The sequence below is a fragment of the Acidovorax sp. Root402 genome, from assembly GCF_001425125.1.
Lineage (GTDB): Bacteria > Pseudomonadota > Gammaproteobacteria > Burkholderiales > Burkholderiaceae_C > Acidovorax > Acidovorax delafieldii.
Map to the genome: position 1 here is coordinate 187,017 of NZ_LMDQ01000012.1, position 24,107 is coordinate 211,123.

The 24,107-nt window shown below is 60.6% G+C and carries 24 protein-coding genes; 5 read left to right on the top strand and 19 right to left on the bottom strand.

From position 1 onward, the window contains the following. Positions 1–156: 156 nt before the first annotated feature. From ASC83_RS05945 to gspE, 12 genes are all read right to left on the bottom strand, one after another. Positions 157–516: a hypothetical protein gene (locus ASC83_RS05945; RefSeq protein ID WP_235509324.1), complete on the bottom strand. Its 360-nt coding sequence runs from the start codon at positions 514–516 to the stop codon at positions 157–159. A 134-nt stretch (positions 517–650) separates the two neighbouring features. Then, positions 651–3,080, bottom strand: coding sequence for a type II secretion system secretin GspD (gene gspD, locus ASC83_RS05950; RefSeq protein WP_056059443.1), 2,430 nt, complete (start codon positions 3,078–3,080; stop codon positions 651–653). 59 nt (positions 3,081–3,139) lie between these two features. Continuing rightward, complete coding sequence (locus ASC83_RS05955; protein WP_156379446.1) at positions 3,140–3,802, bottom strand: hypothetical protein; 663 nt, start codon at positions 3,800–3,802, stop codon at positions 3,140–3,142. Next, positions 3,799–4,359 (bottom strand): type II secretion system protein GspM, encoded by a 561-nt coding sequence (gene gspM / locus ASC83_RS05960; protein WP_056059445.1) that lies wholly within the window; start codon positions 4,357–4,359, stop codon positions 3,799–3,801. Before gspM ends, ASC83_RS05955 begins: the two co-directional genes overlap by 4 nt. Beyond that, a complete protein-coding gene (locus tag ASC83_RS05965; RefSeq protein ID WP_056059447.1) occupies positions 4,356–5,654 on the bottom strand; it encodes a PilN domain-containing protein in 1,299 nt (432 codons plus the stop codon). Before ASC83_RS05965 ends, gspM begins: the two co-directional genes overlap by 4 nt. Positions 5,655–5,675: 21 nt before the next feature. Next, positions 5,676–6,530: a general secretion pathway protein GspK gene (locus ASC83_RS05970; protein WP_082522363.1), complete on the bottom strand. Its 855-nt coding sequence runs from the start codon at positions 6,528–6,530 to the stop codon at positions 5,676–5,678. A 2-nt stretch (positions 6,531–6,532) separates the two neighbouring features. Continuing rightward, entirely contained in the window at positions 6,533–7,192 is a 660-nt protein-coding gene (locus tag ASC83_RS05975; protein WP_056059453.1) for a prepilin-type N-terminal cleavage/methylation domain-containing protein, read from the bottom strand. Beyond that, positions 7,192–7,593: a prepilin-type N-terminal cleavage/methylation domain-containing protein gene (locus ASC83_RS05980; RefSeq protein WP_056059454.1), complete on the bottom strand. Its 402-nt coding sequence runs from the start codon at positions 7,591–7,593 to the stop codon at positions 7,192–7,194. Before ASC83_RS05980 ends, ASC83_RS05975 begins: the two co-directional genes overlap by 1 nt. Beyond that, positions 7,590–8,039, bottom strand: a complete 450-nt coding sequence (locus ASC83_RS05985; protein WP_056059455.1) for a type II secretion system protein — start codon at positions 8,037–8,039, stop codon at positions 7,590–7,592. Before ASC83_RS05985 ends, ASC83_RS05980 begins: the two co-directional genes overlap by 4 nt. A 25-nt stretch (positions 8,040–8,064) precedes the next feature. Then, on the bottom strand, positions 8,065–8,520 hold the full coding sequence (gene gspG, locus ASC83_RS05990) for a type II secretion system major pseudopilin GspG (RefSeq protein ID WP_056059457.1): 456 nt from the start codon (positions 8,518–8,520) through the stop codon (positions 8,065–8,067). A 28-nt stretch (positions 8,521–8,548) separates the two neighbouring features. Then, positions 8,549–9,805: a type II secretion system F family protein gene (locus tag ASC83_RS05995; RefSeq protein ID WP_056059459.1), complete on the bottom strand. Its 1,257-nt coding sequence runs from the start codon at positions 9,803–9,805 to the stop codon at positions 8,549–8,551. Beyond that, on the bottom strand, positions 9,798–11,519 hold the full coding sequence (gspE, locus tag ASC83_RS06000; RefSeq protein ID WP_056059461.1) for a type II secretion system ATPase GspE: 1,722 nt from the start codon (positions 11,517–11,519) through the stop codon (positions 9,798–9,800). The genes ASC83_RS05995 and gspE overlap by 8 nt, the downstream gene beginning before the upstream one ends. A gap of 315 nt (positions 11,520–11,834) precedes the next feature. Here gspE and ASC83_RS06005 point away from each other — a divergent pair, with 315 nt between their 5' ends. After that, positions 11,835–13,742: a hypothetical protein gene (locus ASC83_RS06005; protein ID WP_056059463.1), complete on the top strand. Its 1,908-nt coding sequence runs from the start codon at positions 11,835–11,837 to the stop codon at positions 13,740–13,742. Between the two features lie 17 nt (positions 13,743–13,759). Here the strand turns inward: ASC83_RS06005 and rfbC are convergent, their stop codons facing one another. The 5 genes from rfbC to ASC83_RS06030 form a co-directional block, all read right to left on the bottom strand. Further along, entirely contained in the window at positions 13,760–14,305 is a 546-nt protein-coding gene (gene rfbC / locus ASC83_RS06010; protein ID WP_056059465.1) for a dTDP-4-dehydrorhamnose 3,5-epimerase, read from the bottom strand. Positions 14,306–14,317: 12 nt separating this feature from the next. Next, the gene (gene rfbA, locus ASC83_RS06015) at positions 14,318–15,202 is read right to left on the bottom strand and encodes a glucose-1-phosphate thymidylyltransferase RfbA (protein ID WP_056059467.1); all 885 of its coding nucleotides are present in this window, start codon (positions 15,200–15,202) and stop codon (positions 14,318–14,320) included. Between the two features lie 13 nt (positions 15,203–15,215). Further along, positions 15,216–16,106, bottom strand: a complete 891-nt coding sequence (rfbD, locus tag ASC83_RS06020; protein WP_056059468.1) for a dTDP-4-dehydrorhamnose reductase — start codon at positions 16,104–16,106, stop codon at positions 15,216–15,218. Continuing rightward, on the bottom strand, positions 16,103–17,191 hold the full coding sequence (rfbB, locus tag ASC83_RS06025; RefSeq protein ID WP_056059470.1) for a dTDP-glucose 4,6-dehydratase: 1,089 nt from the start codon (positions 17,189–17,191) through the stop codon (positions 16,103–16,105). The genes rfbD and rfbB overlap by 4 nt, the downstream gene beginning before the upstream one ends. Positions 17,192–17,301: 110 nt before the next feature. After that, positions 17,302–19,287, bottom strand: coding sequence for an SDR family oxidoreductase (locus ASC83_RS06030; protein ID WP_056059473.1), 1,986 nt, complete (start codon positions 19,285–19,287; stop codon positions 17,302–17,304). A 228-nt stretch (positions 19,288–19,515) separates the two neighbouring features. Here ASC83_RS06030 and ASC83_RS06035 point away from each other — a divergent pair, with 228 nt between their 5' ends. The 3 genes from ASC83_RS06035 (at position 19,516) to ASC83_RS06045 (ending at position 21,846) form a co-directional block, all read left to right on the top strand. Further along, positions 19,516–20,121, top strand: coding sequence for a phasin family protein (locus ASC83_RS06035; protein WP_056059476.1), 606 nt, complete (start codon positions 19,516–19,518; stop codon positions 20,119–20,121). A gap of 229 nt (positions 20,122–20,350) precedes the next feature. Then, positions 20,351–21,013 (top strand): TetR/AcrR family transcriptional regulator, encoded by a 663-nt coding sequence (locus ASC83_RS06040; RefSeq protein WP_056059478.1) that lies wholly within the window; start codon positions 20,351–20,353, stop codon positions 21,011–21,013. 56 nt (positions 21,014–21,069) lie between these two features. Continuing rightward, on the top strand, positions 21,070–21,846 hold the full coding sequence (locus ASC83_RS06045; protein ID WP_056059480.1) for a hypothetical protein: 777 nt from the start codon (positions 21,070–21,072) through the stop codon (positions 21,844–21,846). Between the two features lie 192 nt (positions 21,847–22,038). On the opposite strand, the gene ASC83_RS06050 is transcribed toward ASC83_RS06045, so the two are convergent. Then, on the bottom strand, positions 22,039–22,806 hold the full coding sequence (locus ASC83_RS06050; protein ID WP_056059481.1) for a type III pantothenate kinase: 768 nt from the start codon (positions 22,804–22,806) through the stop codon (positions 22,039–22,041). Between the two features lie 180 nt (positions 22,807–22,986). Here ASC83_RS06050 and lysM point away from each other — a divergent pair, with 180 nt between their 5' ends. Continuing rightward, a complete protein-coding gene (gene lysM / locus ASC83_RS06055) occupies positions 22,987–23,475 on the top strand; it encodes a peptidoglycan-binding protein LysM (RefSeq protein ID WP_056059483.1) in 489 nt (162 codons plus the stop codon). Between the two features lie 76 nt (positions 23,476–23,551). Here the strand turns inward: lysM and ASC83_RS06060 are convergent, their stop codons facing one another. After that, positions 23,552–23,974: a rhodanese-like domain-containing protein gene (locus tag ASC83_RS06060; protein WP_056059486.1), complete on the bottom strand. Its 423-nt coding sequence runs from the start codon at positions 23,972–23,974 to the stop codon at positions 23,552–23,554. Positions 23,975–24,107: the final 133 nt, after the last annotated feature.

Sequence of the window (24,107 nt, forward strand, 5' to 3'; positions counted from 1 at the left end):
GCAACTACCACGATTGATTACGCTAGAGAATCGTAGCACAGCGCTCTTGGGAACTACACTTGATTACGCGGGCCTGCTGGTGTTTGTTGACCAAATACAACAGTCCCGAATAACCAAAACCTCATCCCCTGGCCTGCAAGGGAGCTGCCTCAACCCTTACAGATCTTGGTAGCGCCACCACTGGCCGTCTTCCAACAGCCAAGTCTCACTCAGGTGGGTTGCAATGGTACCCAAATTCATGCCCACCAGAGCAGGTGCGGCACTGATTTTGATGCGCACCGTGCATTTTTCTGGCTCACAAGTGACATTGATCGGCTCTGCACCTTGCAAGGATGCGCCTTCACCGAACTGCGCACGAAACTGCTCGGCAGTATGCAGCTTGCGGTAAGCGGGTGTGGACAGCGAATAGGCCTTGGCGTAATCGCCGGCAATGCGCGCCTTCCAGTATTCGGTGGCGCGCTTCTCCACCACCTTCTCTGGCGGAGCCGCCAAAGTAGCGCAACCAGCCAACGCCATGGCAGCCACTGTGGCCAGCGCGGGCATCCAGAGAGGTTGGCGCTGGCGAATCCACGAAAGAGTCTTCATCTTGATGGTTTCCTTCTATTAACAATCTACGTTTGATTGATTACTAACACTAACTACCACGCGAGTTACTGCGGACTGACGGACTGCACTGCCGGAGCAGGGCGCGCCTTGGCTCCATCGCGCATTTCAATGATGTTCAGCCCTCGCAGGCGATCACGTAAGTCTTCACTCACTTCGCGTATTTCGGGGTCGGTGCGGACCACCCGGGGGCTCAAAACCACCAACAGCTCGGTTCGCTTACCGGTGTTGGTCGTGTTACTGAACAAGTTGCCCAGAAGCGGCACATCCTTGAGCAAAGGAACGCCACTTTTCCCCGCGGAGCGATTGTCTTTGATCAACCCCCCCAAAACAATGGTGTCGCCACTGCGCACGGCCACCTTGCTGCTGATTTGCCGCTGCAGGAAGATCGGCTGATTGTTGGCGCCCGTCAAAGTAGATTGATCGGTCATGCTCTGGTCGATCTGCATGGTCACCAAGTTGCCCGCATTCACCGATGGAGTGACAGCCAGATTGACGCCGGTATCGCGGTACTGGACGGTGCTCGTCGAGACGTTGCTGTTGTTGAGGAAATCAGTGGTGCTTGTCAGCACAGGTACCTGGTCGCCCACCGCCATCATCGCGGTGTGATTGTCCAGTACCATCAACGATGGGTTGGACACCACTTTGAGCAGATCTTGGCTGGCCAGCGCATTCAGGATCACCCGGACCTTGCTGGCCGAATTGATCAACGAGTAAGTGAATCCCGCACCGGCGATGACATTGAGGCTACCGCTGTTGTTTGGGTTTTTGTCATTGGTGGACAGCTGCCCCACCCCGGTGTTGCCCCCCCCGGTTCCGCCGCTGAAGGCCCATTGCAGACCATATTGCAGCGTGTCATTCAACGTGACTTCGATGATCGACGCGTCGATGAGCACCTGGGTGGGCGGCTGGTCCAGCCGCTTCAGGGTGGATTCGATCTTCTGGAACTCGGCGCGCGTGCTCCACACCAGGATGGAGTTGTTGAGCTCGTCCGCCATGACGCGAACCCCGCCCACATTGGCTGCCACCATGCCCTGGGATGTGGTGTTTGCTGTTTGGCTATTGCGGTTCTGGAAGGAGTTGGTATTACCAAAGGCGCTAGAGCCACTCATGGTCGAGCCGGTGCGGTTCGTCGTGGCGTAGCCGGTATTGCCGGAGTTGCCCCAGGCGCTATTGCCGAATGCAGAGCCTGTGCCGCCAAAGGGCGATTGCACTTGTGACGTACCCGCCGCCCCACCCAGACCCGGAGCTACGCCGCTGTTGGCTGTGGCCGTGTTGGTCGGGCTAGAGCCAAAGATGCCGGACAGCACACTGGCCAGATGCTTGGCATTGCCATTCTGGACACGGTAGATGAACAATTGCGCTTCGGCACCGTTGTCGCTGGGTTGGTCGAGCTTTTCGATCCATCTGCGCGCCTCTTCCAGGTAAGCAGCGCGAGGTGTCACCACCAAGATGCTATTGAGCCGCTCCACCGGCATGACTCGCAGGGCTCCAAACAGCGGGTTGCCCTCGCCCAGCATGGCAGCCGCTGCGGACGCGCCCGAAGCCGCAGATGCTGCGCCTGCCGTGGTTGCCAGGGAGGAACCGCTGGGGGCGCCCGCCGGCGCCTGGGCCGAACCACTGACCAGCCGCAAGGCCGCCTCGACCTCCTTGATGGTGGCGTACTTCAGCGGGAAGAGCCCCACGGACATGCCTTTGAGCAGGTCCACATCAAACGTATTGACGAGATCCAGCCAACCCTCCGCCTGACTGCGGGTGCCGGCAAGCACCAGCAGATTGCGCACATTGTCCACACGAACGATGGCGTCGGCGGGTGCCAGCGGCCGGAGAATAGTAGCCATCTCCCCCGCACCAATGAAGCGCAGCGGAACTACGATGGCTCCATACCCTGGAGGCAGGGGTGCGCCGCTACCGCCCGCGAACTGGCGTACGGCGCTACCGATGCTCTTGAGTGCATCGGCTTTGCCGACGTGGTACGTGCCCCGTACGTCCCGCACCATGGCAAGCCCATTGGCCTGCAATGCGCTTTCCAGCAAAAATACAGCCTGGTCTGGCTGGATGGGGGTGCGCGTGGACAGGGTGACAGTTCCGGCAAGCGGCGGGTGCAGCACGTAAGGAATTTTGAGGATGTCCCCCAAAATCGTTCGAGCCACCTCGGCAACGGGCGCTTCTTCAAAATTGAACGAGAGCGGAGCCCCTTCAATAGGTGAAACCGGCCGCGCGGGCGCCAACACCTGATCGTTGCCCTGAATGTAGCGGGGTTGCGCAGTGTTGGGCGACGGACTGGCAGAGGAAGGGGCAACCTCCGCACCGGGAGCGTCTGGCGCAGCGACCGCGCCTCGCGGAGCAGTAGGGGCCTGGGTGCGCGCAGCAGGCGGCTGGGCAGCCTCTACAGAAGCGGGCTGCACATCCTGAGCTAGTGCCGCCTGAGCAGCCGCAAGGGCAATGGCGGTCAGTACAAATCGGGTGGAAGTCATAGAGTTACACAAGCCCTTGTGGGGTGAAGTTGGACACGGCGCGGGGCGAGCAGTTTGTGTTATTGCGGTGCGCTACCGCCAAAGACGGGCACCAGCGGGCGCCCGGTCGGACGCGCCGTCGGTTGCGGAACAGGCGTACCGTTGTTAGCGGCTGACGGCGACAAATTCTGCGCCGCAGCCGGCCGAGGAGCGACCGGGGGGGCAGCGGTGCCCGCACTGGGGGGCAAACCGGTGTACGTGGTCAATGCTGCACGCGGCAGCTGGAGCACTCGACTCTGCCCGCCCTGCGTAAAGGTAACACTGCGGTCTTGAATGGCCGAAAGCGCCCAGCCTTCGACCACCTCGCGCAACCTGACGCGCCTGTGCTTGCCCGCAATCTGGATGATGGCACCTCCATCGCCATCCCCCATAAAGAGCCCTGAGAGCTGCGCAGTGCTGAGATTGTCAGTTGGCGCTTTTTCCTCCGGCGGCGGGGGCGGAGGCGGAGGACGCCGCGTGGGCGAGAAAACAGGCCGATCCAGCATGGCAATGAACTGGGAGGTATCGGTCGGCACCGCACGCGGCAGCGCCGGCACCATTGATGGATAGTCCGCTGTCTGCGGGGCCGGCGCTTGCCAGCGAATGTTGCGCAGGTGCCCCGATGAATCAATCCAAAGCCTCGCCAACACCAATGCCAATACGGCATTGACGAACAACAGAACATGCAGCGAGTATTTCTTCATGGCCGCTCTCTCAGCACGCTCAGAGTGAATTGCGCCGACAGGCGCGGAGGCAATTTGGGGTTGATGTTTGCCAGCCCTCCCAATACCTGTACATCCAATTCATTGATCACAATGACCGGCTGCTGAGCACCAAGCACTGCCAACGCGCTTTGCAAGCCCAGCAATTCACCCTCTGCACGCAGGACGAGTGGAATACGGTCAAAACCTTTCTCCTCCTTCGGAGGGAGTACCTGGCTGGTAATGACCTGCAGCCCTGCGGATGAAAACAGGTCACGCACCTTTTGCTGAGCCTGGTTGCCTGTTTGGGTTCCGTCCAAAGCTGCAGGGTACACGTACTGCGCGCGCAACTCGGTTGCTCTTTGGCGTGCGGCTTCGAGTTCGCCCCGTTGCGATTCAAGCCCCAGCAGCCGCGCATACCGGGGTTCAATCTGCGCAAGACGCTCCTTACCCCAGGCGTGTTTGGTCCGCACATACACCGCTCCGCCAATGACAGGGAGCAGTACAACGGCCAGCAGCAGCACGACAAGTGCCGTTCGGCGTACTGCGAGCGTGTTCATGGAGCTCCTTTGCGCTCGGGTTTTGCCGAGGAAGACTTTGCAGGCACTTGGGGCGGACTTCCGCCAAACACGGGCACAAGAGCGCCCGGGGCGGCGGGCGGAGCGGTAGCCGTCGACGCACTTGCAGCGGCGCTTGGTGCGGAGGCAGGCTTAGCCACCGGGGTAGACGGAGCGTTCACAACTCCTGCAGGAGCTGCGGATGTAACGGTTGAAGCAGGCATCGATGCCGTCATGGCCGCAGGTTGAGGTACCAAGGCAACCCCAAACTCTTGCGGGTCAAGCGAAAACTCGATGACGAAGTTTTCCTTGGAGTTCGCGCCCGCAACACGCGTAGTGGGGGTAGGTGCACGAACATCGCGAATACCTGGTTGCTCGCCAAGGATCTGCATGAGTGCAGAGGCATTGGCAGTCAAGCCCGTGATCGTGACCTTCGGCCCCTTGAGCGTGAACCCCTGGAGAGCCGTGTCGTCGGGCAGCACTTTAGTAAGCCGATCAAGCACTCTCATCGGCTCCACACGGCCTGCAAGCAGCTCCGACAATACGTTGAGCTTTTCTACCGACTGCATGAGCACTTCGCGCTCCTTCACCAAAGCAGGCGTGCGGTGCACGACGTCGTCATAAGCACCCACAGCCTCGATAGCACGCGCCCGCAACTGCAAAGTAGGAGTTACAAAAATGGCCGCCATCAAGATCAGCGCAGAGGCCAAAAGACCGTAACGGGCCCATCGCCCTCGCGCGCCCGAAGCAAGCCGAGCTCCTTCGCCGTAACCATTGAAGACGATGGGAGCCCCTGCAGCCAGGTCTACCCAGACCTCCGGAGTCTTGCCCCCCAAGCGCTTAGTTTGCGCCTCAAGATACTGCGCAATCTGCTTACGGGACGCCAATGCGAGATCCAGAAAGTTCGCCCCACCCGCTGCACCAGGCCGGGTACGATAGCCCCACACAAGGTCCTGCTCAATGAAGGGACTGACCGTACGCACCTGAAGTGCGGCTGCACTTGCGGTGTCAACCTCTCCCATGGCAGGGATTGTCAAGGTGCGGCGCAACAGCAATTCATCGGGCAACTCCACTGCTACGAATGGAGCCTGGATGCCCTTGCCGCTCACGCCGCGACGCGAGCCCCCCCTCCACAGCGACTCACCTCCATCTTGCTGGAGCAGAACCACAGAAGCATCCGGAGTGAGCCACGAAAACGGCGGTGAGCCCTGCATGTCCGACCACGCCTGTCGGACGCTACGCCCCAAGGCGCTCAGGTCAAGCCCCAGAAAACGGGCGTCGGTTTGAATGGTTGGCATTTAGTAGATGAATCGGGGGGCTTACGATTTACGGGGCTCAAGGCGCACAGCAGTCCGGAAGGTGTGCCAAGGCGCGCCATTAGGTGTGCGGGCATTGAGGTCAACGCTGCGCGAGACGCGCACGTACCCCCCATCGGCCAAGGGCACGCGAGCCTGGACTCGAACGCGGCGGGATACAGATGCATCCAGCAGACTACCATCTAATGCCGTGGTGTCGACGCCGGTTTGGCCCGCATCTCGGGCCATTGCAATCTGCGCAGCAGCTGCTGTGTTGCCGCCAGCCAGAACCGCAAGCACCTCGACGGGTGCCGCCAGTGGGTTCACACGCCCCGAACCCTGCAAGTCTGCGGTCAAAACGCCTTCCAGTTTAGCATAGAGGTCGTAGTCAACACCGGGTACTCGCAGTAGGTCCTCTTCTGCCTCAAAGCGCTGGGGGCCGCCTCTGGGGTCTCGGCGCATGCGCGTCTGGACTATGGCCTGGGCTGTTGCCTGCGCTGCTTCAGCAGGGAGCCCGCCAGCTACAGACAGGAGTCGCTCCAGCAGCGGCAACCCCGCCATATTGATATCGATGAGCCCGTTCAGAGGCATCGACTGTACCTGCATGGTGACGTTACGGTATGCAATCTCGGTCAAGGTAGCCTTCGTCAGGGGCTGATTGTTTGCAACGAGCGCCTGCAAGGCCATCTGAATGGCACCGTCACCCAGTGCTTGCGCCTCCACTTGCTGCCGAGCTTGCACGATGGCTCGGCTTTCTGTTCGGACGGTACGCATGGTCCCCGTCGCAATAATGCTCAAGGCCGCAACGATCCACAGCACCGCCAACAATGCCATGCCACGCTGGCTACGCACAGGCAGATTCACGCTATCTCGAGCCATGTTCAGGTACCTCCAAACACAGGCCCGCTCGTCCTAGGATCGCTACCCGGCAAAACCCTCAACGGCACGACAATTTCTGGCCAGGGACCAGAATTCGTCCGCACTGAAATCGAGACCCGATCCGGCAATCGGTCGGTTATCGTCCATGGGGCAGACCAATCAGGAGGCTCGACGGCGGCATCCTCGTACTGAAACGTCAGCCCCGTCACCCCGGCAAGAAGCGGCGTACTCTCTCCCGAGGCCCAATCAGGCAGCACAGCTGCACCCTCCCAAGGCATGTACTGCAACAATAGGATCCCGGCATCTGTTAACTCGAGTCGGAAGTGGTACCGGCCACCAGCTCCATAGCGGGCGGGCATGACGCCAACCCAACTCATGGACGACACCGAGCCACTGAAAAAATAAGGACTTGCGCCATTAGCCACAGGGGTGCCGATCTTTTGGGCAGAAACTCGTCCTAATATCGAACGCAGAAAACCACTGACGGTGCGCAAATCATCCACGCGCTGCAGGCGAACATCCACCCGCTCCTCCGTTTGTGATGCCGTGCGCAAGGCAGACGCCATAGCCACCATCACGAGCGAAAGCAACGTCATGACGACCAAGAGCTCCACCAAAGTAAAGCCTCGCTCTTCGGATCGACGAGTTATAAAACTCTGCATCACGGGCGGACCTGTACTGGGGGCTTGCGCTCAGGACGCAAAGTAGTGAGATCAAAACTGCGCGGACGCCGGTCCTCTGACCAGGTAATTGAGATACTCACCTCATGCAGCGCCGGAATGTTGGGGCCCGACAGCCCAGTGGCATAAGGTACGGACTGGATCTGCCAAAGGTAACCGGCCGATTCGCCCGATTGTTGCCACCCGCCCTCGGGCACGGTATCGCGCAACGACAACAGTGATTGGGCAAGGACGACTGCACGCTGGTAGCGTTCTATGTCCCCAGCACTGCGAACACTGCCACCCATAACTCGGTAGAGCAAGCCCAGCGACATGGCCATGATGGCAAACGCGACCAACAATTCGAGCAACGTGAGACCACGTTGCCTCTTGGGCGCCCTCATGGCAGCAATGCTTCCTGCGTGGCTCTTCCGGATAACCAGTCCACACGCAAGCGCGTTCCAGAGCCAGGAGAGCGCAGGATTTCTATGCTGCCGCCAGTGGCACCACCGGACGGAAGAAACCGGATAGACACCAGCCCCTGAGGGCCAATCTCGCGGTCTGCCACGACTGCACGCAACTGCAGCGGCTCAGGCAAAGCCTTGACTTCCATACCTTCGACGCCATAGCGGCGTCGAGCCAAGTCTGCCGTGAAGCGGACCTCACGGCCCTCACTGACAGCCGTGGCGCGGGCCGAGCGCAACTGATTGAACATAGAGCGTACGGCATCACGGTACTGCGATGCCTCTCGCATGCGCTCATAGGCCACAGGCACCAACCCGATGACGAGTGCCATGATGCCAAACACTACAAGCAACTCAACCAGCGTAAAGCCGCGTTCACGCCGCACGGTGAATCCAACCGAGGAGATGCACTCAGGGCGTGTTGCGAATGTCGGCGTTCTCACCCTCACCGCCGGATGCCCCATCGGCCCCCAACGAGAGAATTTCTATGCCGCCATTCGGGCCAGGGTTTGCGTATTTGTAAGGACGCCCCCAAGGATCGGAGGGAACCCCCCCCTTGAGGTAAGGGCCGGACCAACCATTGACAGATCCAGGACGCTTGACCAGAGCATCCAAGCCTTCTTCAGTGGTTGGATAGCGCCCCACATCGAGCTTGAAAAGCTCCAGCGATTTGTCCAGATCAGCGATCTGCACGCCCGCTGTCTTGGACTTGGCCCCACCCAGTTGCCCCAGAACACGGGGCCCCACCAGGCCTGCCAGCAGCGTCAGGATTGCCAGCACCACCAGCAACTCAATCAGCGTGAAGCCTCGCGAACGCCGGGCCGCAAACACGGTGCCGCGAGCGCGGCCAACACTTGTACTCACCATGAGAGAGGAATCCTTGGACAAACAAAAATTATATGGCGAGGTCATTGATGGACAGAATTCCGAGCAAGATGGAAACAATAATGGCCGCGATCAGCACGCCAAGCACCAGAATGAGCACTGGCTCGACGAGCGTCAACAGGCGTTTGATGCCAGTTTCGACCTCCCGGTTCAATATATTCGACAGTTCCAGCATCATGGGTCCAATGCGCCCCGTCTCCTCACCCACACGAATGAGGTTGATGGCCAACGGCGCAAAAATGCCAGTGGCCGTGATGGCCTGCACGACTTTCCCCCCCTCTTTGACGATAGGCGCCACTCGCCCAAGCGCTTGCTGAAGCACAGTGTTGCCCACGGTTTCTGTGGCGATGTGAAGCGCCGTTAGCATTGGTACGCCGTTACCGAGCAGCGTCCCAAGGGAACGAGAGAACAGAGTCAGTTGGTATTTGAGTGCAAGGGGCCCCATGAGTGGCAAGCGCAAAACCAACGTTTGCCACCAACGGCGACCTGCAGGTGACTTGAGCCAGCGTAGTGCCACTACCCCCACACCCGCAAACACGAGTCCCATCACCAGACCATACTGGGTAAACGCATGCCCCAACCCCATCACGAGACGCGTAGGCACCGGCAGCGCATCGCCCATATCAGTGAACAACTTCTCAAACTGAGGTACCACGAAACCAAGCATGGCGATCAGCGACAGTACAGCCACTCCCAGCAGGATGGCTGGATAAATAGTCGCCGAAATAACACTCTCCCTCAATGCGCGCTGACGTTCCATATGCTCAACCAGGCGATCGAGCACTGCAGACATCTGGCCACTGGCTTCGCCAGACCGGATCATGTTGATATAAAAATCGCCAAACAGGTCTCTGTGGGCCGCCAATGCACGACTGAGCGGCGTACCGCCTTTGACTGCGTCAAGAATGCCCTGCACCAGAGTGGCGACACTGGGCTTGTGACTCATATCGATGAGCACTCGCAAAGCGTTGTCGAGCGCCAATCCCGCGCGCAGCATGATGGCCAATTCAGATGTAAGAGCCAAAACATCTGGCGAAGTAACAGGCCCCCTGGCCTGGCGTCCCTTGGGGCGCGCAAAGCCTCCATAGGAATGGGCCTGACCGGAGGCATCAGACAGAGACGCCGCTGCACTGGCATCACCGATATGCAGTGGCGTCATGCCTTGATCGCGCAATTGCTTGAGCACCTGGGCAGGAGTGGACGCGGTCAGGCGCCCTTCTTCGACTTTGCCCGCACTGTTGGCGGCTCGCCATGCGAACTCAGGCATCAGACTGGTCCTGCGTCACCCGAGCCAACTCATCGAGTGTGGTGTAGCCTGCAGCAACCTTTCGCAGGCCATCCTCATACAGGCTGAGCATGCCACTTTGGGCTGCAATCGAGTTGAGTACATTGGCATCACGCCCTTCGATGATGGCTCGACGCATGGGTTCATCGATCAGGAGCAGCTCATGAATGCCCGTGCGCCCCCGGTACCCCGATTGACGACACTGCTCACAGCCAACCGCCCTGTACACAAGTTTTCCAGGGGCGCAAAAGCGCGACAACCCGGTACTCTCGCGCACCTCAGCGCCCGGCTCGTACGCCTCTTTGCAATGCTCGCAAAGTGTGCGGACCAGGCGCTGGGCCAAAACACCGTTGACAGCGGAGGTGATTAGATAGGGCTCTACACCCATATCTTGCATACGAATCACCGCACCAGCGGCGGTGTTGGTGTGCAGCGTGGACAGCACCAAATGGCCCGTCAGGGCGGACTGCACGGCAATTTGCGCTGTTTCCCCGTCACGCATTTCACCGATCATGATGATGTCCGGATCCTGACGGAGTATGGAGCGCAGCGCATTTGCAAATGTCAAATTGATCTGCGAGTGGACCTGGATCTGGTTGATGCCTTCGAGCTGGTACTCCACCGGATCTTCGACGGTAATGATTTTCTGCTCACTGGCGTCAATTTTGGCCAAGGCTGCATACAGGGTGGTGGTCTTGCCTGAGCCGGTAGGACCAGTGACCAGCAAAATGCCGTGTGGGCGAGCCAGCAAATGGTTGAAGCGCGCCAACGTGTCTTTTTCGAAACCCATCTTTTCGAGTTCCAGCCGCACACTGGCCCGGTCAAGGACCCGCATAACCACACTTTCGCCGTGAACCGTCGGGACGGTAGACACGCGCAAATCCAGTTCACGGCCCTTCACACGTGTCTTGATACGGCCATCCTGCGGCAAACGGCGCTCGGCAATGTCGAGGTGCGCCAGGAGTTTAACGCGCGAATTGACAGCTGCAGACAGGCGTGGGGGTACCAGTTCACCGGGGTGGATCACACCGTCAACGCGATAGCGAACATGCAAACCATCATCGAATGGCTCCAAGTGAATATCAGAGGCACGCAAGTCAATCACGCGACCGATAATGGTATTGACCAAGCGAATGACAGGGGCCTCGCTGGCGAGATCCTTGAGATGCTCGACAAAGTCACCACCATCCAGTCCGTCGCCAAAGCCGTCGTCAGCATCCTCAGGTTCTTCAACCGGTTCGACAAGCGCTCTTTCAATATCGCTTTCGAGAGCGAGGTGAGGCCGAATCGCAAGGCCTGTAGCAAGGTGGAGCGCCTTGACCACAAACGCGTCTTGCGGCACAGACATGGCGACGTGCAAGACACCATCCTCCAGGCGCAGCGGATAAATGGCATGGGCCTGAAGAAACTCAGGCAGCAACCCTTCAACCTCCGGCATGAGGTCAGGAAAACCTTCCGCCTGCACCAATGGAACACCCAGCTGCACGGACAAGACGCCGGCCACATCACCATCGGAAACCAGTCCCAGCCTGACCAGCACACGTCCGAGCATGCCGCCCATTTCCTGCTGGGCAGATAGCGCGCGCTCCAGGTCACGCGACGAGAGTTTCCCGGCCTGAACGAGAAGTTCGCCAATCCGGGGGCGCGAGTCGATGACCTCGCCAGCCGGCTCGACCAAAAGTGTATTTGTCGTCATGAAAAATGTTGATATAGCCCCCCCGACATGAGGCCAAAACGATGGGCGTGCAAGAGCCCCCATCCGACAGAGGCGTTGGCAGGAGTGTAGCTGCGGCCAAGTCCAGCACCCACCCCTGCAGAATGCATTTCCGAGCCACGATGGGCAGTGGAAGCACAGATCCGGCGCAAGCGCTACAAATTAGATAGCTTTGCACCATGAAACACTGACGCAAAGCCCACTTTCACCCGACCGTTGCGCAATCAGTTAAGAAGTGCACAAGTGCCAGTGCTTTACATTCGTCGGCACTTGGTAATCCGATCCAGGCATGCAAATATGAGTCCTTTTAATCCAGCCAGTCGCACGACGGCGCTTTCCACCATCCTCGCTGCGTGCTGCGTGCTCGTTGCAGGCGCAGCAGGAGTACACCTGCTGTACAACCACACGAAAAACAACTTGCACAGCAAAGCGCCAATGCTGCTCGCACCCATGATTGGCGCCATCGATACGTGCATTGCTGCGCCTACAGACACCACCCAGGAGCCCCACACGGGGGATCTAGAACGCAGTTGCATGGGCCCACGAGGCTCGGCAGCGGCATTGGTGGAATCAACGCTTTCCACGCTGCGCCCCTCGTCCAGCGCACAGAACGCGTATCCACTGGGTTACACACTGCCAGTACCTTTGCTACAACTGTTTCGCAAGGACATCCATGGCGGTTGGGAAATTGATAGCCCCATGGTTGATCGCTTGGTGCGAACGATCCGTGATACCGACCGGCCTTTGATCCTGTACCTGTTTTCGACACACTTCTCTACAAACGCCTCACTGGAAAAGGCGCTGGCCCAGGATGCTGGCAACCTTGCGCAAACACGTGACGGCCCCCTCGTACAAAGCAGTTACTACGGTGCGCCTATCCATAACTGGACTTTTGCAACCCCTCACACGGAGCTGACCAAGCGCCGCGTTCAAGCTGCACGCGCAATGTTGGATGCGGTGTGTCGATTACCCGCACACGACATCGCCAAAATTCGTGGAGTCACTCTTCTAGGCGAACTGCATCACCTGTTTCCTGATTTTGAAAGTGGCATGGGATTCACCCCTCCCTACCGCGTTACCGATTACAGCCCGCAATCCATTGCTGCATTTCGTACATTCCTGCGCGACGAGTTTCAAAGCGTGGGAAAGCTCAACCGAGCGGTGGGGGCCGATTACGCCTCTTTTGACGAAGTAGTACCTCCTTCCAAAGACATTCGCGTTGAACCACTGCAGCGATACACCGAGCACATCGATTCTTTTGCGCAAGGAACCCTGCCCATTTCCGGATGGGCCTATGTCTCGCGCACCGAAGGATCGGGACCGGCTTGGGTGCATGTGTTTCGCAACGGCGTGTTCGTGGGCAAAACGCCGGTGGACAAGGGGCGACAGGATGTACTGAAAGCAAAGCCAGAGTTTGGCAACGCCGACACCGGCTGGCGACTGGACATGGATTTCCGACGCCTGCCTGCCGGCATACATCGCATCGACGTATTCCTGGAGCAGACCCCGGGACGCCTCAAACCTCTCGGCACGCGGCACATTGCCATCATGGACAGGGCGCAAACACCTCCCAAGCAGCTACCTCAACAACCACTTCCACCCAGTACGACCGCCATACCGTCACCCCCTGCGAGCATCGACATGCCTGTTGATGAATCCTCTTATTACTACAACCCCTTGGTACCGTTGTGGCACCAGTTCAGAGGACAGCAGGTGGTGGACTACCTTCGGTTCTTTAACGATGTAGTTCATGAGTCATGTCTTAGTAACGTACCTCACTACACACACCAGATCGTTCCTTTCGCGAATCCTAGTTGGGATGCTCACAAGTTCGCCATTGATGCGTCGCTGCGCGAGCAACAAGGAATACGCCTCGGGGTAAGCCTGTACGGAGATGCGAGTTACGGGCAGGCGTTTGGACAGTGGTACAGGGCCACGGGACACCGGGGTTACGGAGTCACGGAATTTCACCCACTCAAGGCCATGAATACGCCGACGCTTCAGCGCACACTGGACCAGCATGCTGCCAGGGGGGCTGAATTTTTGTCTTTTTTCATGGAGCCCCGCTGGGAGGGCAAGCTTGTGGCACGAGGCCACAACATCTTTTCGTTCGACCCAGACAACCCCCAGTTCGGATCTGACGCACTCTACGAGTCAATGCGGCAGGCACTGAGCCAAGGTACTGCCAATCCACCGCGCCAATAGAGATTTGGTACCCAGCGTCAGGGGAATACCTCGGCATGAGACAGCTTGACCCCTTGAGCGTCTTTGGCGGACAGGCGCGGCTCTGCGGTCAACCGCCAATCGATGGCCAGAACTGGATCGTTCCAGGCTATGCACCTCTCGTATGCGGGCGCATAGTAGTCCGTGGTCTTGTACAGAAATTCGGCCGTTTCGCTGAGCACGACAAAACCATGCGCGAATCCTGGAGGCACCCACAACTGTCGGTGATTGTCGGCACTGAGTTCAGCCCCAACCCATTGACCGAAGGTGGGTGAACTGCGGCGGATATCAACAGCCACATCAAAGACCGAACCACTGACTACACGGACCAACTTCCCTTGAGGCTGATGAATCTGGTAGTGCAACCCCCGCAGTACCCCTTGGGCGCTGCGGCTGTGGTTGTCTTGGACGAACTGGTGGGATGTGCCTGTCGCCTCGTTGAAAACCCGTTGATTGAAGCTCTCATAGAAGAACCCCCTCGCGTCTCCAAATACCTGGGGCTCGATCAGTACAACATCAGGAATAGCCAACCGTGTAGCTTGCATGAACAGCGCCTATCAATAAATCTTGTCTTTGAGCAGGCGCATCAAGTACTGACCATACCCACTTTTGACCAACGGCTGAGATAGACGCTCCAACTGCGCACTATCAATCCATTGTGAACGCCAGGCGATTTCTTCGGGGCACGCAATCTTCAGCCCCTGGCGGTGTTCCAGCGTGGCGATGAACTGGCCCGCCTCCAGGAGACTTTCATGCGTACCTGTATCGAGCCACGCATAACCCCGCCCCATGATCTCTACGCTCAACTGCCCTTGCTCCAGATACAGACGGTTCAAGTCAGTGATCTCCAGCTCTCCACGCGGCGAGGGCTGAAGTTTCTTGGCCATCTCAACCACCTGGTCGTCGTAAAAGTAAAGGCCTGTGACCGCATAGCTGCTCTTGGGTTGCGCTGGTTTTTCCTCCAGAGAAAGCACTTTGCCCCGGGAATCGAACTCAGCCACGCCATAGCGCTCAGGGTCCTGCACATGGTAGGCAAAAACACTGGCCCCCACTTCTCGCTGCCGGGCGTTGTTCAGCAGCTCGTGGAAGTCGTGGCCGTAGAAAATGTTGTCGCCCAGCACCAGCGCACTGGGCGCACCGGCCAGGAAAGCCTCTCCGATGATGAATGCCTGCGCCAGGCCATCCGGACTGGGCTGCACGGCATATTGCAGGTTCAGGCCCCATTGGCTGCCGTCGCCCAGCAGTTGCTCAAACCGCGGCGTGTCCTGCGGCGTGCTGATGACCAGGATGTCGCGGATGCCCGCGAGCATCAGGGTGCTCAGCGGGTAGTAGATCATGGGCTTGTCGTACACCGGCAGCAGTTGCTTGCTGATGGCCAAGGTGGCCGGATGCAGCCGGGTACCGGAGCCTCCGGCAAGGATGATGCCTTTGCGTTGCGTCATGTGAGGGTGCCGATCAGAGGATTTCAGCCAGCATGCGCGCCACGCCCGCTTGCCAGTGGGGCATCTGCAGGCCGAAGGTGGCTTGCAGCTTGCCGGTATGAAGGCGCGAGTTGTGCGGGCGCACGGCAGGAGTGGAAAATGCGCTCGAAGGGACGGGAGCGACTTCTTTTGCTTTGATTTGGATAGCAGGTTGCGCAAGCTGCGCCTGCGCGATCACGAACTTTGCGTACTCGTTCCAGTTCGTTTCACCGGCTGCGACACAGTGGTACAGACCCGCATCCTGAGGGCGCTGTAGCAAGTGGCTCAGGGCATGTGCCGTCACGTCGGCCAGAAGATCGGCACCCGTGGGCGCTCCCCACTGGTCGTCGATCACAGTCAGGCGCTCACGTTCCTGCGCCAGGCGCAGCATGGTCTTGGCGAAGTTGCCACCACGCGCCGCATAGACCCAGCTGGTGCGCAGGATCAAGTGCTTTGCGCAAGCCTCTGCAATGAGCTGCTCGCCTTCGAGCTTAGTGCGACCGTACACACTCAAGGGAGCGGGTGTGTCAGTTTCGAGCCAGGGGCGGCTGCCGCTGCCATCGAAGACGTAGTCGGTGCTGTAGTGCACCAGCCAGGAGCCAAGCTTGGCTGCCTCCTGCGCGATGGCACCGGGGGTAATGGCGTTCAGCGTGCGTGCGAAGTCGGCTTCGCTCTCGGCCTTGTCCACCGCCGTGTGGGCCGCGGCATTAACGATGACATCGGGGCGCAGGGCGCGCACCGTCTCGGCCACACCCGTCGGGTTCGCAAAGTCGCCGCAGTGGTCCGCGCTGTCGTGGTCCAGCGCCGTGACCGTGCCCAACATGGACAAGCTACGCTGCAACTCCCAGCCAACCTGGCCGCCTTTGCCAAAGAGCAGGATGTTCATGCGCGGGCGTCCGCTGCGGGGGTTGGCTGCTGCTCGTACTGGGTCTCCACCCAATCGCGGTATGCACCAGTCTGCACGCTGGCCACCCAGTCGCCATTCTCCAGGTACCACTGCACGGTCTTGCGGATGCCGGTGTCGAAGGTTTCTGCAGGCTTCCAGCCCAGCTCACGCTCGATCTTGCGCGCATCGATCGCGTAGCGGCGGTCGTGGCCGGGGCGGTCTTTCACGTAGGTGATCTGGGCCTTGTAGCTCCGGCCGTCGGCGCGGGGGCGCAGCTCGTCGAGCAGCGCACACACCATGTTAACGATCTCGATGTTGGGCTTCTCGTTCCAGCCGCCCACGTTATAGGTCTCGCCGGGCGTACCGGCTTCCAGCACGCGGCGGATAGCGCTGCAGTGGTCTTTCACATAGAGCCAGTCGCGCACCTGCATGCCGTCGCCATACACCGGCAGGCTCTTGCCGGCCAGCGCGTTGACGATCATTAGCGGGATCAGCTTCTCAGGGAAGTGGTACGGCCCGTAGTTGTTGCTGCAGTTAGTGGTGAGGACCGGCAGGCCGTAGGTGTGGTGCCATGCGCGCACCAGATGGTCGCTTGCGGCTTTGCTGGCGCTGTAGGGACTGTTGGGCTCGAAGCCACGTGTCTCGGTGAAGGCCGGGTCAGTGGGTGCGAGCGAGCCGTACACCTCGTCGGTGGATACGTGCAGCAACCGGAAGGCGGCACGTTCGCCCTCGGGCAGCACAGTCCAGTAAGCGCGCACGGCTTCGAGCAGGCGGAATGAGCCGACGATGTTGGTCTGGATGAAATCCTCGGGGCCGTGGATAGAACGGTCCACATGCGACTCGGCTGCGAAATTCACCACCGCGCGGGGCTTGTGCTCGGTCAGCAGCTGGGCTACCAACGCAGAGTCGCAAATATCCCCTTGCACAAAGATGTGCCGCGCATTTCCTTGCACACCGTCCAAGTTGTGCAGATTGCCCGCATAAGTGAGCTTGTCGAGGTTGACGACGGGCTCGCTCGACGCAGCAAGCCAGTCAAGGACAAAGTTAGCGCCAATAAAACCCGCGCCGCCAGTTACCAAAATCATAGGGAGGCTGTATGTAATGCCGAGTTGGCAAAGCCCGTGATTATCCCTGTCCGCCTAGCTTCTGGGTAACAGAGTTCAACACGGGCCCATTCGAGCGATGCGGAGCAGCTTCAGAAGTGGATGCCACGCATCATTTGCTGCAGCGCTACCGCCTCGGCGGACAACTGCGGTTTGGCATCCTTGGCGCCCTTGGCGGCGGTGGAATCCGGGAACATGCGAAAGCTCGTGTTCATGGTGATCTGCGCCACGCGTGGCACCAGCGCGTGCAGCAGCTGGCCGGTGATGCCCAGCCGCGTGGCGATGCGCACCGGCTTGAAGATGCAGGCCTGGGCAATCATGTCCGCCGCCTCCTCGGGGCTCAGCGTGGGCACGTTGTTGTAGATCTTGGTGGGCGCAATCATTGGGGTGCGCACCAGGGGCATGTTGATGGTGGTGAAGGTGATGCCCTGGTCGGCAAACTCGCTGGAGGCACAGCGCGTCCACGCGTCCAGCGCCGCCTTGCTGGCCACATAGGCCGAAAAGCGTGGCGCATTGGTCAGCACGCCGATGGAGCTGATGTTGACCACATGGCCCTTGCGCTTAGCCACCATGCCGGGCAGAAAGCCCATGGTCACGCGCAGGCAGCCGAAATAGTTGAGCTGCATGGTGCGCTCGTAGTCGTGGAAGCGGTCGTAGCTCGACTCGATGGCGCGGCGGATGGAGCGGCCCGCGTTGTTGATGAGGAAGTCCACACCGCCGTGGTTGTCGATGAGCAACTGCACAAAACGGTCGCAGTCGGTCATGTCGGCAATGTCTGCCGAATAGGCGATGAACTGGTAACCCTTGGCCTTGGCTTCGGCACAGGCCTCGTCGAGCTTGTCCTGGTCACGCCCGCAGATGATGGTGGTGGCGCCTGCCTCGGCAAACTTGTGCGCTGCCGCCAGCCCAATGCCGGACGATCCACCGGTGATCAGCACCACCTTGCCCGCCACCGTGCCCTTGAGCGTGCGGTCGATGAACAGCTCGGGGTCCAGATTGCGCTCCCAGTAGTCCCACAGCCGCCAGGCGTAGTCCTTGAGATTGGGGCATGTGACGCCGGAGCCCTTGAGCGCGGCCAACGTTTCGCGGCAATCAAAGCGCGTGGGGTAGTTCACGAAGGTGAGCATGTCCTCGGGCAGGCCCAGGTCCTTCATCACCGCGTTGCGCACGCGGCGCACGGGCGCCAGTGCCATCAGGCTCTTCTTCACACTCTTGGGAATGAAGCCCAGCAGCGCTGCGTTGACGAACAGATTCATGCGCGGCGCATGGGCGGCGCGGCTGAAGATGTCGAGCACATCGCCTACACGGTAACCCACTGGGTCCACCAGGTGATAACACTTCTTGGTGATGTCTTTTTGGTGGCTGATGACGTTCAGTGCATTCACCACAAAGTCCACCGGCACGATGTTCACGCGCCCGCCTTCCAGGCCCACGGTGGGCATCCAGGGCGGCAGCAGCTGGCGCAGGCGCTGGATGAGCTTGAAGAAGTAGTAGGGCCCATCGATCTTGTCCATCTCGCCGGTCTGGCTGTCGCCCACCACCATGGCCGGGCGGTACACCGTCCATGGCACCTTGCAGTCTTGGCGCACGATCTTTTCGCTCTCGTGTTTGGTCTGGAAGTACGGGTGGTCCAGGCCCTCGGCTTCCTCGAACATGTCTTCGCGGAACACGCCTTCGTACAGACCTGCGGCCGCGATGGAGGAGACATGGTGGAAGTGCCCGGCATCAATCGCCTTGGCCAGGTCCACCGTGTTGCGCGTTCCCTCGATGTTCACGGCCACCTGGGTTTCTTCGTCAGCAGAGAGGTCATACACCGCGGCCAGGTGGTAGAAGTGGTCGATCTGGCCCTTGAGCTTCTTCACGTCGTCTGCCGAGACGCCCAGCTTCTTGGCGGTGAGGTCGCCAAACACGGGGATGGCGCGTGCAGGGCCTACGCCCCAGAAGCTGCGCAGGTCGGCCACCTTGTCCGCACTTTCCTTGCGGATCAGGAAATGCACCACCGCCCCCTTGCGCTCCAGCAGCTTCTTGACCAGCCGCTTGCCAATGAACCCTGTTGCCCCCGTCACGAAATACTGCATGGATAACTCCTCTGAGATAGCTTCATTCTTGCCCAAGGCCTGCACACCCCGATTCAGCAGAAACCCGCGCCGATGCTAGGTGCCCAGCGGGCAGGCGGGCTAGATGGCACGCTCTACATTTTTAGGAGCGCGCGCCTACACCTTGCGCACCGTGCGGCGTACAGTGCGGCCATGCGTCGAAGGCAAAATCGCCCCGGCAACCCCAACCAACCGCACCATGGAGGCCTTATGGTCAAGAAACTGCAGAAACTCAGCGCTGACAAGAAGAAGAGCAACGCCCAACTGTCCAGCACCGTCAAGGACTCCGCCCAGCAGATCTGGCTGGCCGGTCTGGGTGCCTTCTCCAAGGCGCAGGAAGAAGGTGGCAAGGTGTTTGAAGCCCTGGTCAAGGAAGGCCTGACCATCCAGCGCAAGACCCAGGCCGTGGCCGAAGAAAAGATCACCGAAGCCACCAGCCGCGTGACCACCATGGCCAGCGACATCGGCTCCAAGGCCCAGGGCCAGTGGGACAAGCTCGAGAACATCTTTGAAGACCGCGTGGCCAAGGCCCTCGCCAAGCTGGGCGTGCCCTCGGCCCGCGACCTGGAAGCCCTGAGCGCCCGTGTGGACGCCCTGGCCAAGGGCAGCAAGGCTGCACCCGCCAAAGCTGCTGCCAAGGCAGCCGCCAAGCCTGTTGCCAAGGCCCCTGCCAAGAAGGCGGCTGCAAAGAAGGCCGCGCCTGTCAAGGCAGCGGCAAAGCCTGCAGCCAAGGCCCCCGCCAAGAAGGCTGTGGCCAAGAAGACCGCAACACGTGCGGCTGCCGACGCAGCCACCAGCACGCCGTCGGCCAGCTGATCACGGCTTGCCAGCGGCAAGCACCCAGCCCGCACCAAGCGGTCCGCGCGCCACGGCGCCTGGACCGCTTTTCTTTTTTTGGTGAAACCCGTGAAGTGCGCTAAAAGCGATCCGGGAGCGACACGCGCGCCCTCTTCTCATGTCGCACTGCAGCATGACTGCGTGGGTTAGAGTAGCCATCAGAGACAACGCAACAACGACACACAACGACGCGAAGGGGCCCACACACATGGTGAAGAAAGCGCCACGCCGCACCGCAGAACGCATTCTGGAAGTGACGCTGGACCTGTTCAACCGGTTCGGTGAACCCAACGTCTCCACCACCCTGATCTCGGCCGAGTTGCGCATCAGCCCTGGCAATCTCTACTACCACTACCCCGCCAAGGACGAGCTGATCAACGCGCTGTTTGATCGCTACGAAGGCTCGCTCACCGAGCTGCTGGCCGCAGCAGATGGCGTGCGCAATGTGGAGGACGCCTGGTTCTTCATGCACTCGCTGTTCGAGCTGATCTGGCAGTACCGCTTTCTGTACCGCGATCTCAACGACCTGCTGTCCAAGAACCGGCGCCTGGAGACGCACTTCCAGGCCATCCTTAAGAACAAGACCCGCGCCGTGCGCGCCATGCTCGATGGCATGGGACGCGCAGACGCGCTGCACATCGACTCGCGCGAGCTGGAGGCCACCGCCACCAGCATGGTCGTTGTGCTCACCTACTGGCTCAGTTTTGAATACGTGCGCGACCCGCGCCGCGCGCTGGAGCCTGAAAGCGCCCAGGCCGCGCTGCTGCGCGGAGCCCACCATGTGCTGAACCTGCTCATGCCCTACCTCGAAAGCGGCCAGCGGGCCCACTTGCTGGAGCTGGTCGGCGCCTACGCCGCAGTGCCTGGCTGATACAGAGACGGCCCACCACAGACACCCAACCACAAGAACTTCCGGAGACACACACCATGGCCAAATGGACCCCCTTCCCCCACGCCGGCGACTACCAGTTCGACGCTGCGAGCGTCAAGAAGCAATGGGCACGACTGCATGGCGGTGATGCCGAACCCTGCCCCAAGGACGCAGCCGCGCTGGAAGCGTGGGCACTGTTCCACAACGGCGACTTTGAGAAAGCGGCGGCTGCAGGCCTGGCGGCCGGTGGAGCGGGCATTACCGCAGCCAACAAGGCCACCTCCATCTACGCCAACTACCTGGAGCCCAAGGAAAAGACGCGGCTGGACCTGTTCATGCAGGTGGCCGAAAGGGCCGAGGCCCAGGCAGCCGCAGAACCGAACAACGCCAACGCCTGGTACTGGCATGCGTATGCGCTGGGCCGCTACAGCCAGGGCATCAGCGTGGCCAAGGCGCTGGCGCAGGGCCTGGGCGGCAAGGTGAAGGAGTCGCTGGAAAAGGCCATCGCCCTGTCGCCCAAACACGCCGATGCGCGCATTGCGCTGGGTGCCTTCCATGCGGAGGTGATCGACAAGGTGGGTTCGCTGATTGGCGGCATGACCTATGGCGCCAAGAAGGACACGGGCCTCAAGCTGTTCCAGGAGGCCCTCAAGCTCAACCCGGGATCGGCCATCGCCATGATTGAGTACGCCAATGCCCTCGTCATGCTGGAGGGCGACAAGAAGATGAAGGAAGCCACTGCGCTCTACGAAAAGGCCGCCACCGCAGAACCCATGGATGCCATGGAGCGGCTGGATGTGGAGATGGCACGGGCGGAACTGGAAGAAGAGTAAGAGGCATCCCCCTGAGCGGCTTTGCCGCTTCCCCCTTCTCTCGACTGGCTACGCCATTCGGGAAGGGGGACGACACCCTCGCTACGGGACGGCCCTTGCTCGGTGCCTCTGGCTTGCGCAGCGCCAGTTTTGCACAGAGGTTTGCAGTAGATTGCCGTGTCGCGCTGCTATGGATGCGGAGCTCAAAAGCCCTCAGCCCCCAAACCGCTGCGCTGCAATCTCCAGAAGTCCGTCAAAAATCAGGTTGTCCACCAGCTCAAACGGCCGTGTCATGCTGGGCGCCATCTTCCAGCCGGCGCCGCCGGTCATGATGCAGGCAGGCTCCTGGCCGCAGTGCTGCAACAGGTGCTGGTACATGCGCTCCACGGCCCCCGCGATGGCGTAGGTGCCGCCGCTGGTCAGCGCATCGCTGGTGTTGGTGGGGAACGGGCGCACTTCGCCCGTAGGCACGTGCAGGCCGGCGGTGCCGGATTCAAGCGCACGCAGCATGATGCCGTGGCCGGGCAGGATCAGGCCGCCCATGAAGCGGCCCTCGGTGTCGATGCACTCCACCGTCACGGCCGTGCCCACCATCACCACCACCAGCGGCCGTGCAGGGCCGCTTGCCAGCACATGGTGGCGTGCGCCGATCATGGCCACCCACCGGTCCGAGCCCAGGCGCGAGGGGTGGTCGTAGCCGTTGGTCAACCCCGCCTCTTGCGCCGATGACACCACCCACGAGGGGGTGACGTCCCAGATTTCCATCTGTTCCTGTACGCGGCGTTTGACGGCATCTCCCGCCACCACACAGCCCAGCATGCGTGTCGGATGGGGCAGCGAGGCCCAGCTGCCTTCGGCCAGGCGGTCGATGTGGTCGAGAAACTCGGCGCCATGCGCAATGAGCGCAGCCCCGGGGCGGGGAGCGTCGTACAACGCCCATTTGAGACGGGTGTTACCGACGTCGATGGCCAGAAAAGTCATGCGGCCGATTATCCCGAGTTTTGCGATGCGCCCCTGCCCGAGGGCGACAGCCACGGCGGCACCACCTCTCCCCGGCCCCCAAATTGTGAAAAATCGTGTCGCGCCCCTGTCCGACACGATGCAGCCGCCCGTACCCGCTACAGTGGTCCTTCCTGTTTCTGCAACATTAGGAGGTACGACATGGGTCTTTTCAGTTTCATCAAGGAAGCCGGCGAAAAGCTGTTCGGCGGCAAAGAAGCGCAGGCCGCCACGGCAGCCGCCCCCACGCAGGATGAACTCAACGCCAAGGCATCCAAGGCCATCGAGACCTACATCACGTCCCAGAACCTGGGCGCCAGCAACGTACAGGTGGCATTCGACGGCACGCAAGGCAAGGTCACCGTCAAGGGCACCGCCCCCACCCAGGCCGCCAAGGAAAAAGTCACCCTGTGCTGCGGCAACGTGGCCAGCGTGACCAGCGTCGAGAACCTGATGGAGGTGACCAACCCCGAGCCCGAGGCCCAATACCACGACGTGGTGCGCGGCGACACCCTGAGCGCCATTGCCAAGAAGTTCTATGGCGACGCCAACAAGTACCCCGTGATCTTCGAGGCCAACAAGCCCATGCTGAGCCACCCCGACAAGATCTATCCCGGCCAGAAGCTGCGGATTCCGCCACTGACCAAGTAATCTCTCGCAGATTCAAGCCCTCTGAGCTGCCAGCGCTAGTAGAAAAAGCGCTGGCAGCTCTTTTTTTGATAGCAAATCAGCCCTGCTTCCACGGCAGGCCATGAAAGCGCCAGCCACCACGTTTGCCGCGTTGGCCTTGCGCATCCGCATCGCCCTCAAACCCTTCGAGGATGTTGTACGCGGTGATACCCAACTCGGTGGCGCGGCGCGCGGCGGCAATGGAGCGCACACCGCTGCGGCACAGCAGCACGGCCCGTCCACCCTCGGGCACCGCAGCGCGCATCTGGGCATCAAAGTCGGCGTTCATCGCCATGCCCGGCCATTGCTTCCAGGCCACCGCAGCGGCGCCGGGCACGTGGCCCACCCACTCGCGTTCGGCGTCGCTGCGCACGTCCACCAGCACGGCCTGTCCCGCCTGCACCCATTGCCAGGCCTGTTGGGGCGTCACGTCACCGGCATAGCCTTCGGCGGGAGTAACGGAGGAGAGCGTATTTTTCATGGTTTCAATCCTTTCTGGGCACTAGGCAAAACGTTTGGACTGGGCGCGACCGGCGCGAGGGACGCAAGCCAAGGGCCGCCCCGCAGCGAGGGCGTCGCCCCCCTTGAGGGAAGGCGCCGAAGGCGACTCAGGG

Coding starts and splice junctions, on each gene's coding strand:
- ASC83_RS05945 (WP_235509324.1), bottom strand. CDS start 516: ATGGCGTTGGCTGGTTGCGCTACTTTGGCGGCTCCGCCAGAGAAGGTG.
- gspD (WP_056059443.1), bottom strand. CDS start 3,080: ATGACTTCCACCCGATTTGTACTGACCGCCATTGCCCTTGCGGCTGCT.
- ASC83_RS05955 (WP_156379446.1), bottom strand. CDS start 3,802: ATGAAGAAATACTCGCTGCATGTTCTGTTGTTCGTCAATGCCGTATTG.
- gspM (WP_056059445.1), bottom strand. CDS start 4,359: ATGAACACGCTCGCAGTACGCCGAACGGCACTTGTCGTGCTGCTGCTG.
- ASC83_RS05965 (WP_056059447.1), bottom strand. CDS start 5,654: ATGCCAACCATTCAAACCGACGCCCGTTTTCTGGGGCTTGACCTGAGC.
- ASC83_RS05970 (WP_082522363.1), bottom strand. CDS start 6,530: ATGGCTCGAGATAGCGTGAATCTGCCTGTGCGTAGCCAGCGTGGCATG.
- ASC83_RS05975 (WP_056059453.1), bottom strand. CDS start 7,192: ATGCAGAGTTTTATAACTCGTCGATCCGAAGAGCGAGGCTTTACTTTG.
- ASC83_RS05980 (WP_056059454.1), bottom strand. CDS start 7,593: ATGAGGGCGCCCAAGAGGCAACGTGGTCTCACGTTGCTCGAATTGTTG.
- gspG (WP_056059457.1), bottom strand. CDS start 8,520: ATGGTGAGTACAAGTGTTGGCCGCGCTCGCGGCACCGTGTTTGCGGCC.
- ASC83_RS05995 (WP_056059459.1), bottom strand. CDS start 9,805: ATGCCTGAGTTCGCATGGCGAGCCGCCAACAGTGCGGGCAAAGTCGAA.
- gspE (WP_056059461.1), bottom strand. CDS start 11,519: ATGACGACAAATACACTTTTGGTCGAGCCGGCTGGCGAGGTCATCGAC.
- ASC83_RS06005 (WP_056059463.1), top strand. CDS start 11,835: ATGAGTCCTTTTAATCCAGCCAGTCGCACGACGGCGCTTTCCACCATC.
- rfbC (WP_056059465.1), bottom strand. CDS start 14,305: ATGCAAGCTACACGGTTGGCTATTCCTGATGTTGTACTGATCGAGCCC.
- rfbA (WP_056059467.1), bottom strand. CDS start 15,202: ATGACGCAACGCAAAGGCATCATCCTTGCCGGAGGCTCCGGTACCCGG.
- rfbD (WP_056059468.1), bottom strand. CDS start 16,106: ATGAACATCCTGCTCTTTGGCAAAGGCGGCCAGGTTGGCTGGGAGTTG.
- rfbB (WP_056059470.1), bottom strand. CDS start 17,191: ATGATTTTGGTAACTGGCGGCGCGGGTTTTATTGGCGCTAACTTTGTC.
- ASC83_RS06030 (WP_056059473.1), bottom strand. CDS start 19,287: ATGCAGTATTTCGTGACGGGGGCAACAGGGTTCATTGGCAAGCGGCTG.
- ASC83_RS06035 (WP_056059476.1), top strand. CDS start 19,516: ATGGTCAAGAAACTGCAGAAACTCAGCGCTGACAAGAAGAAGAGCAAC.
- ASC83_RS06040 (WP_056059478.1), top strand. CDS start 20,351: ATGGTGAAGAAAGCGCCACGCCGCACCGCAGAACGCATTCTGGAAGTG.
- ASC83_RS06045 (WP_056059480.1), top strand. CDS start 21,070: ATGGCCAAATGGACCCCCTTCCCCCACGCCGGCGACTACCAGTTCGAC.
- ASC83_RS06050 (WP_056059481.1), bottom strand. CDS start 22,806: ATGACTTTTCTGGCCATCGACGTCGGTAACACCCGTCTCAAATGGGCG.
- lysM (WP_056059483.1), top strand. CDS start 22,987: ATGGGTCTTTTCAGTTTCATCAAGGAAGCCGGCGAAAAGCTGTTCGGC.
- ASC83_RS06060 (WP_056059486.1), bottom strand. CDS start 23,974: ATGAAAAATACGCTCTCCTCCGTTACTCCCGCCGAAGGCTATGCCGGT.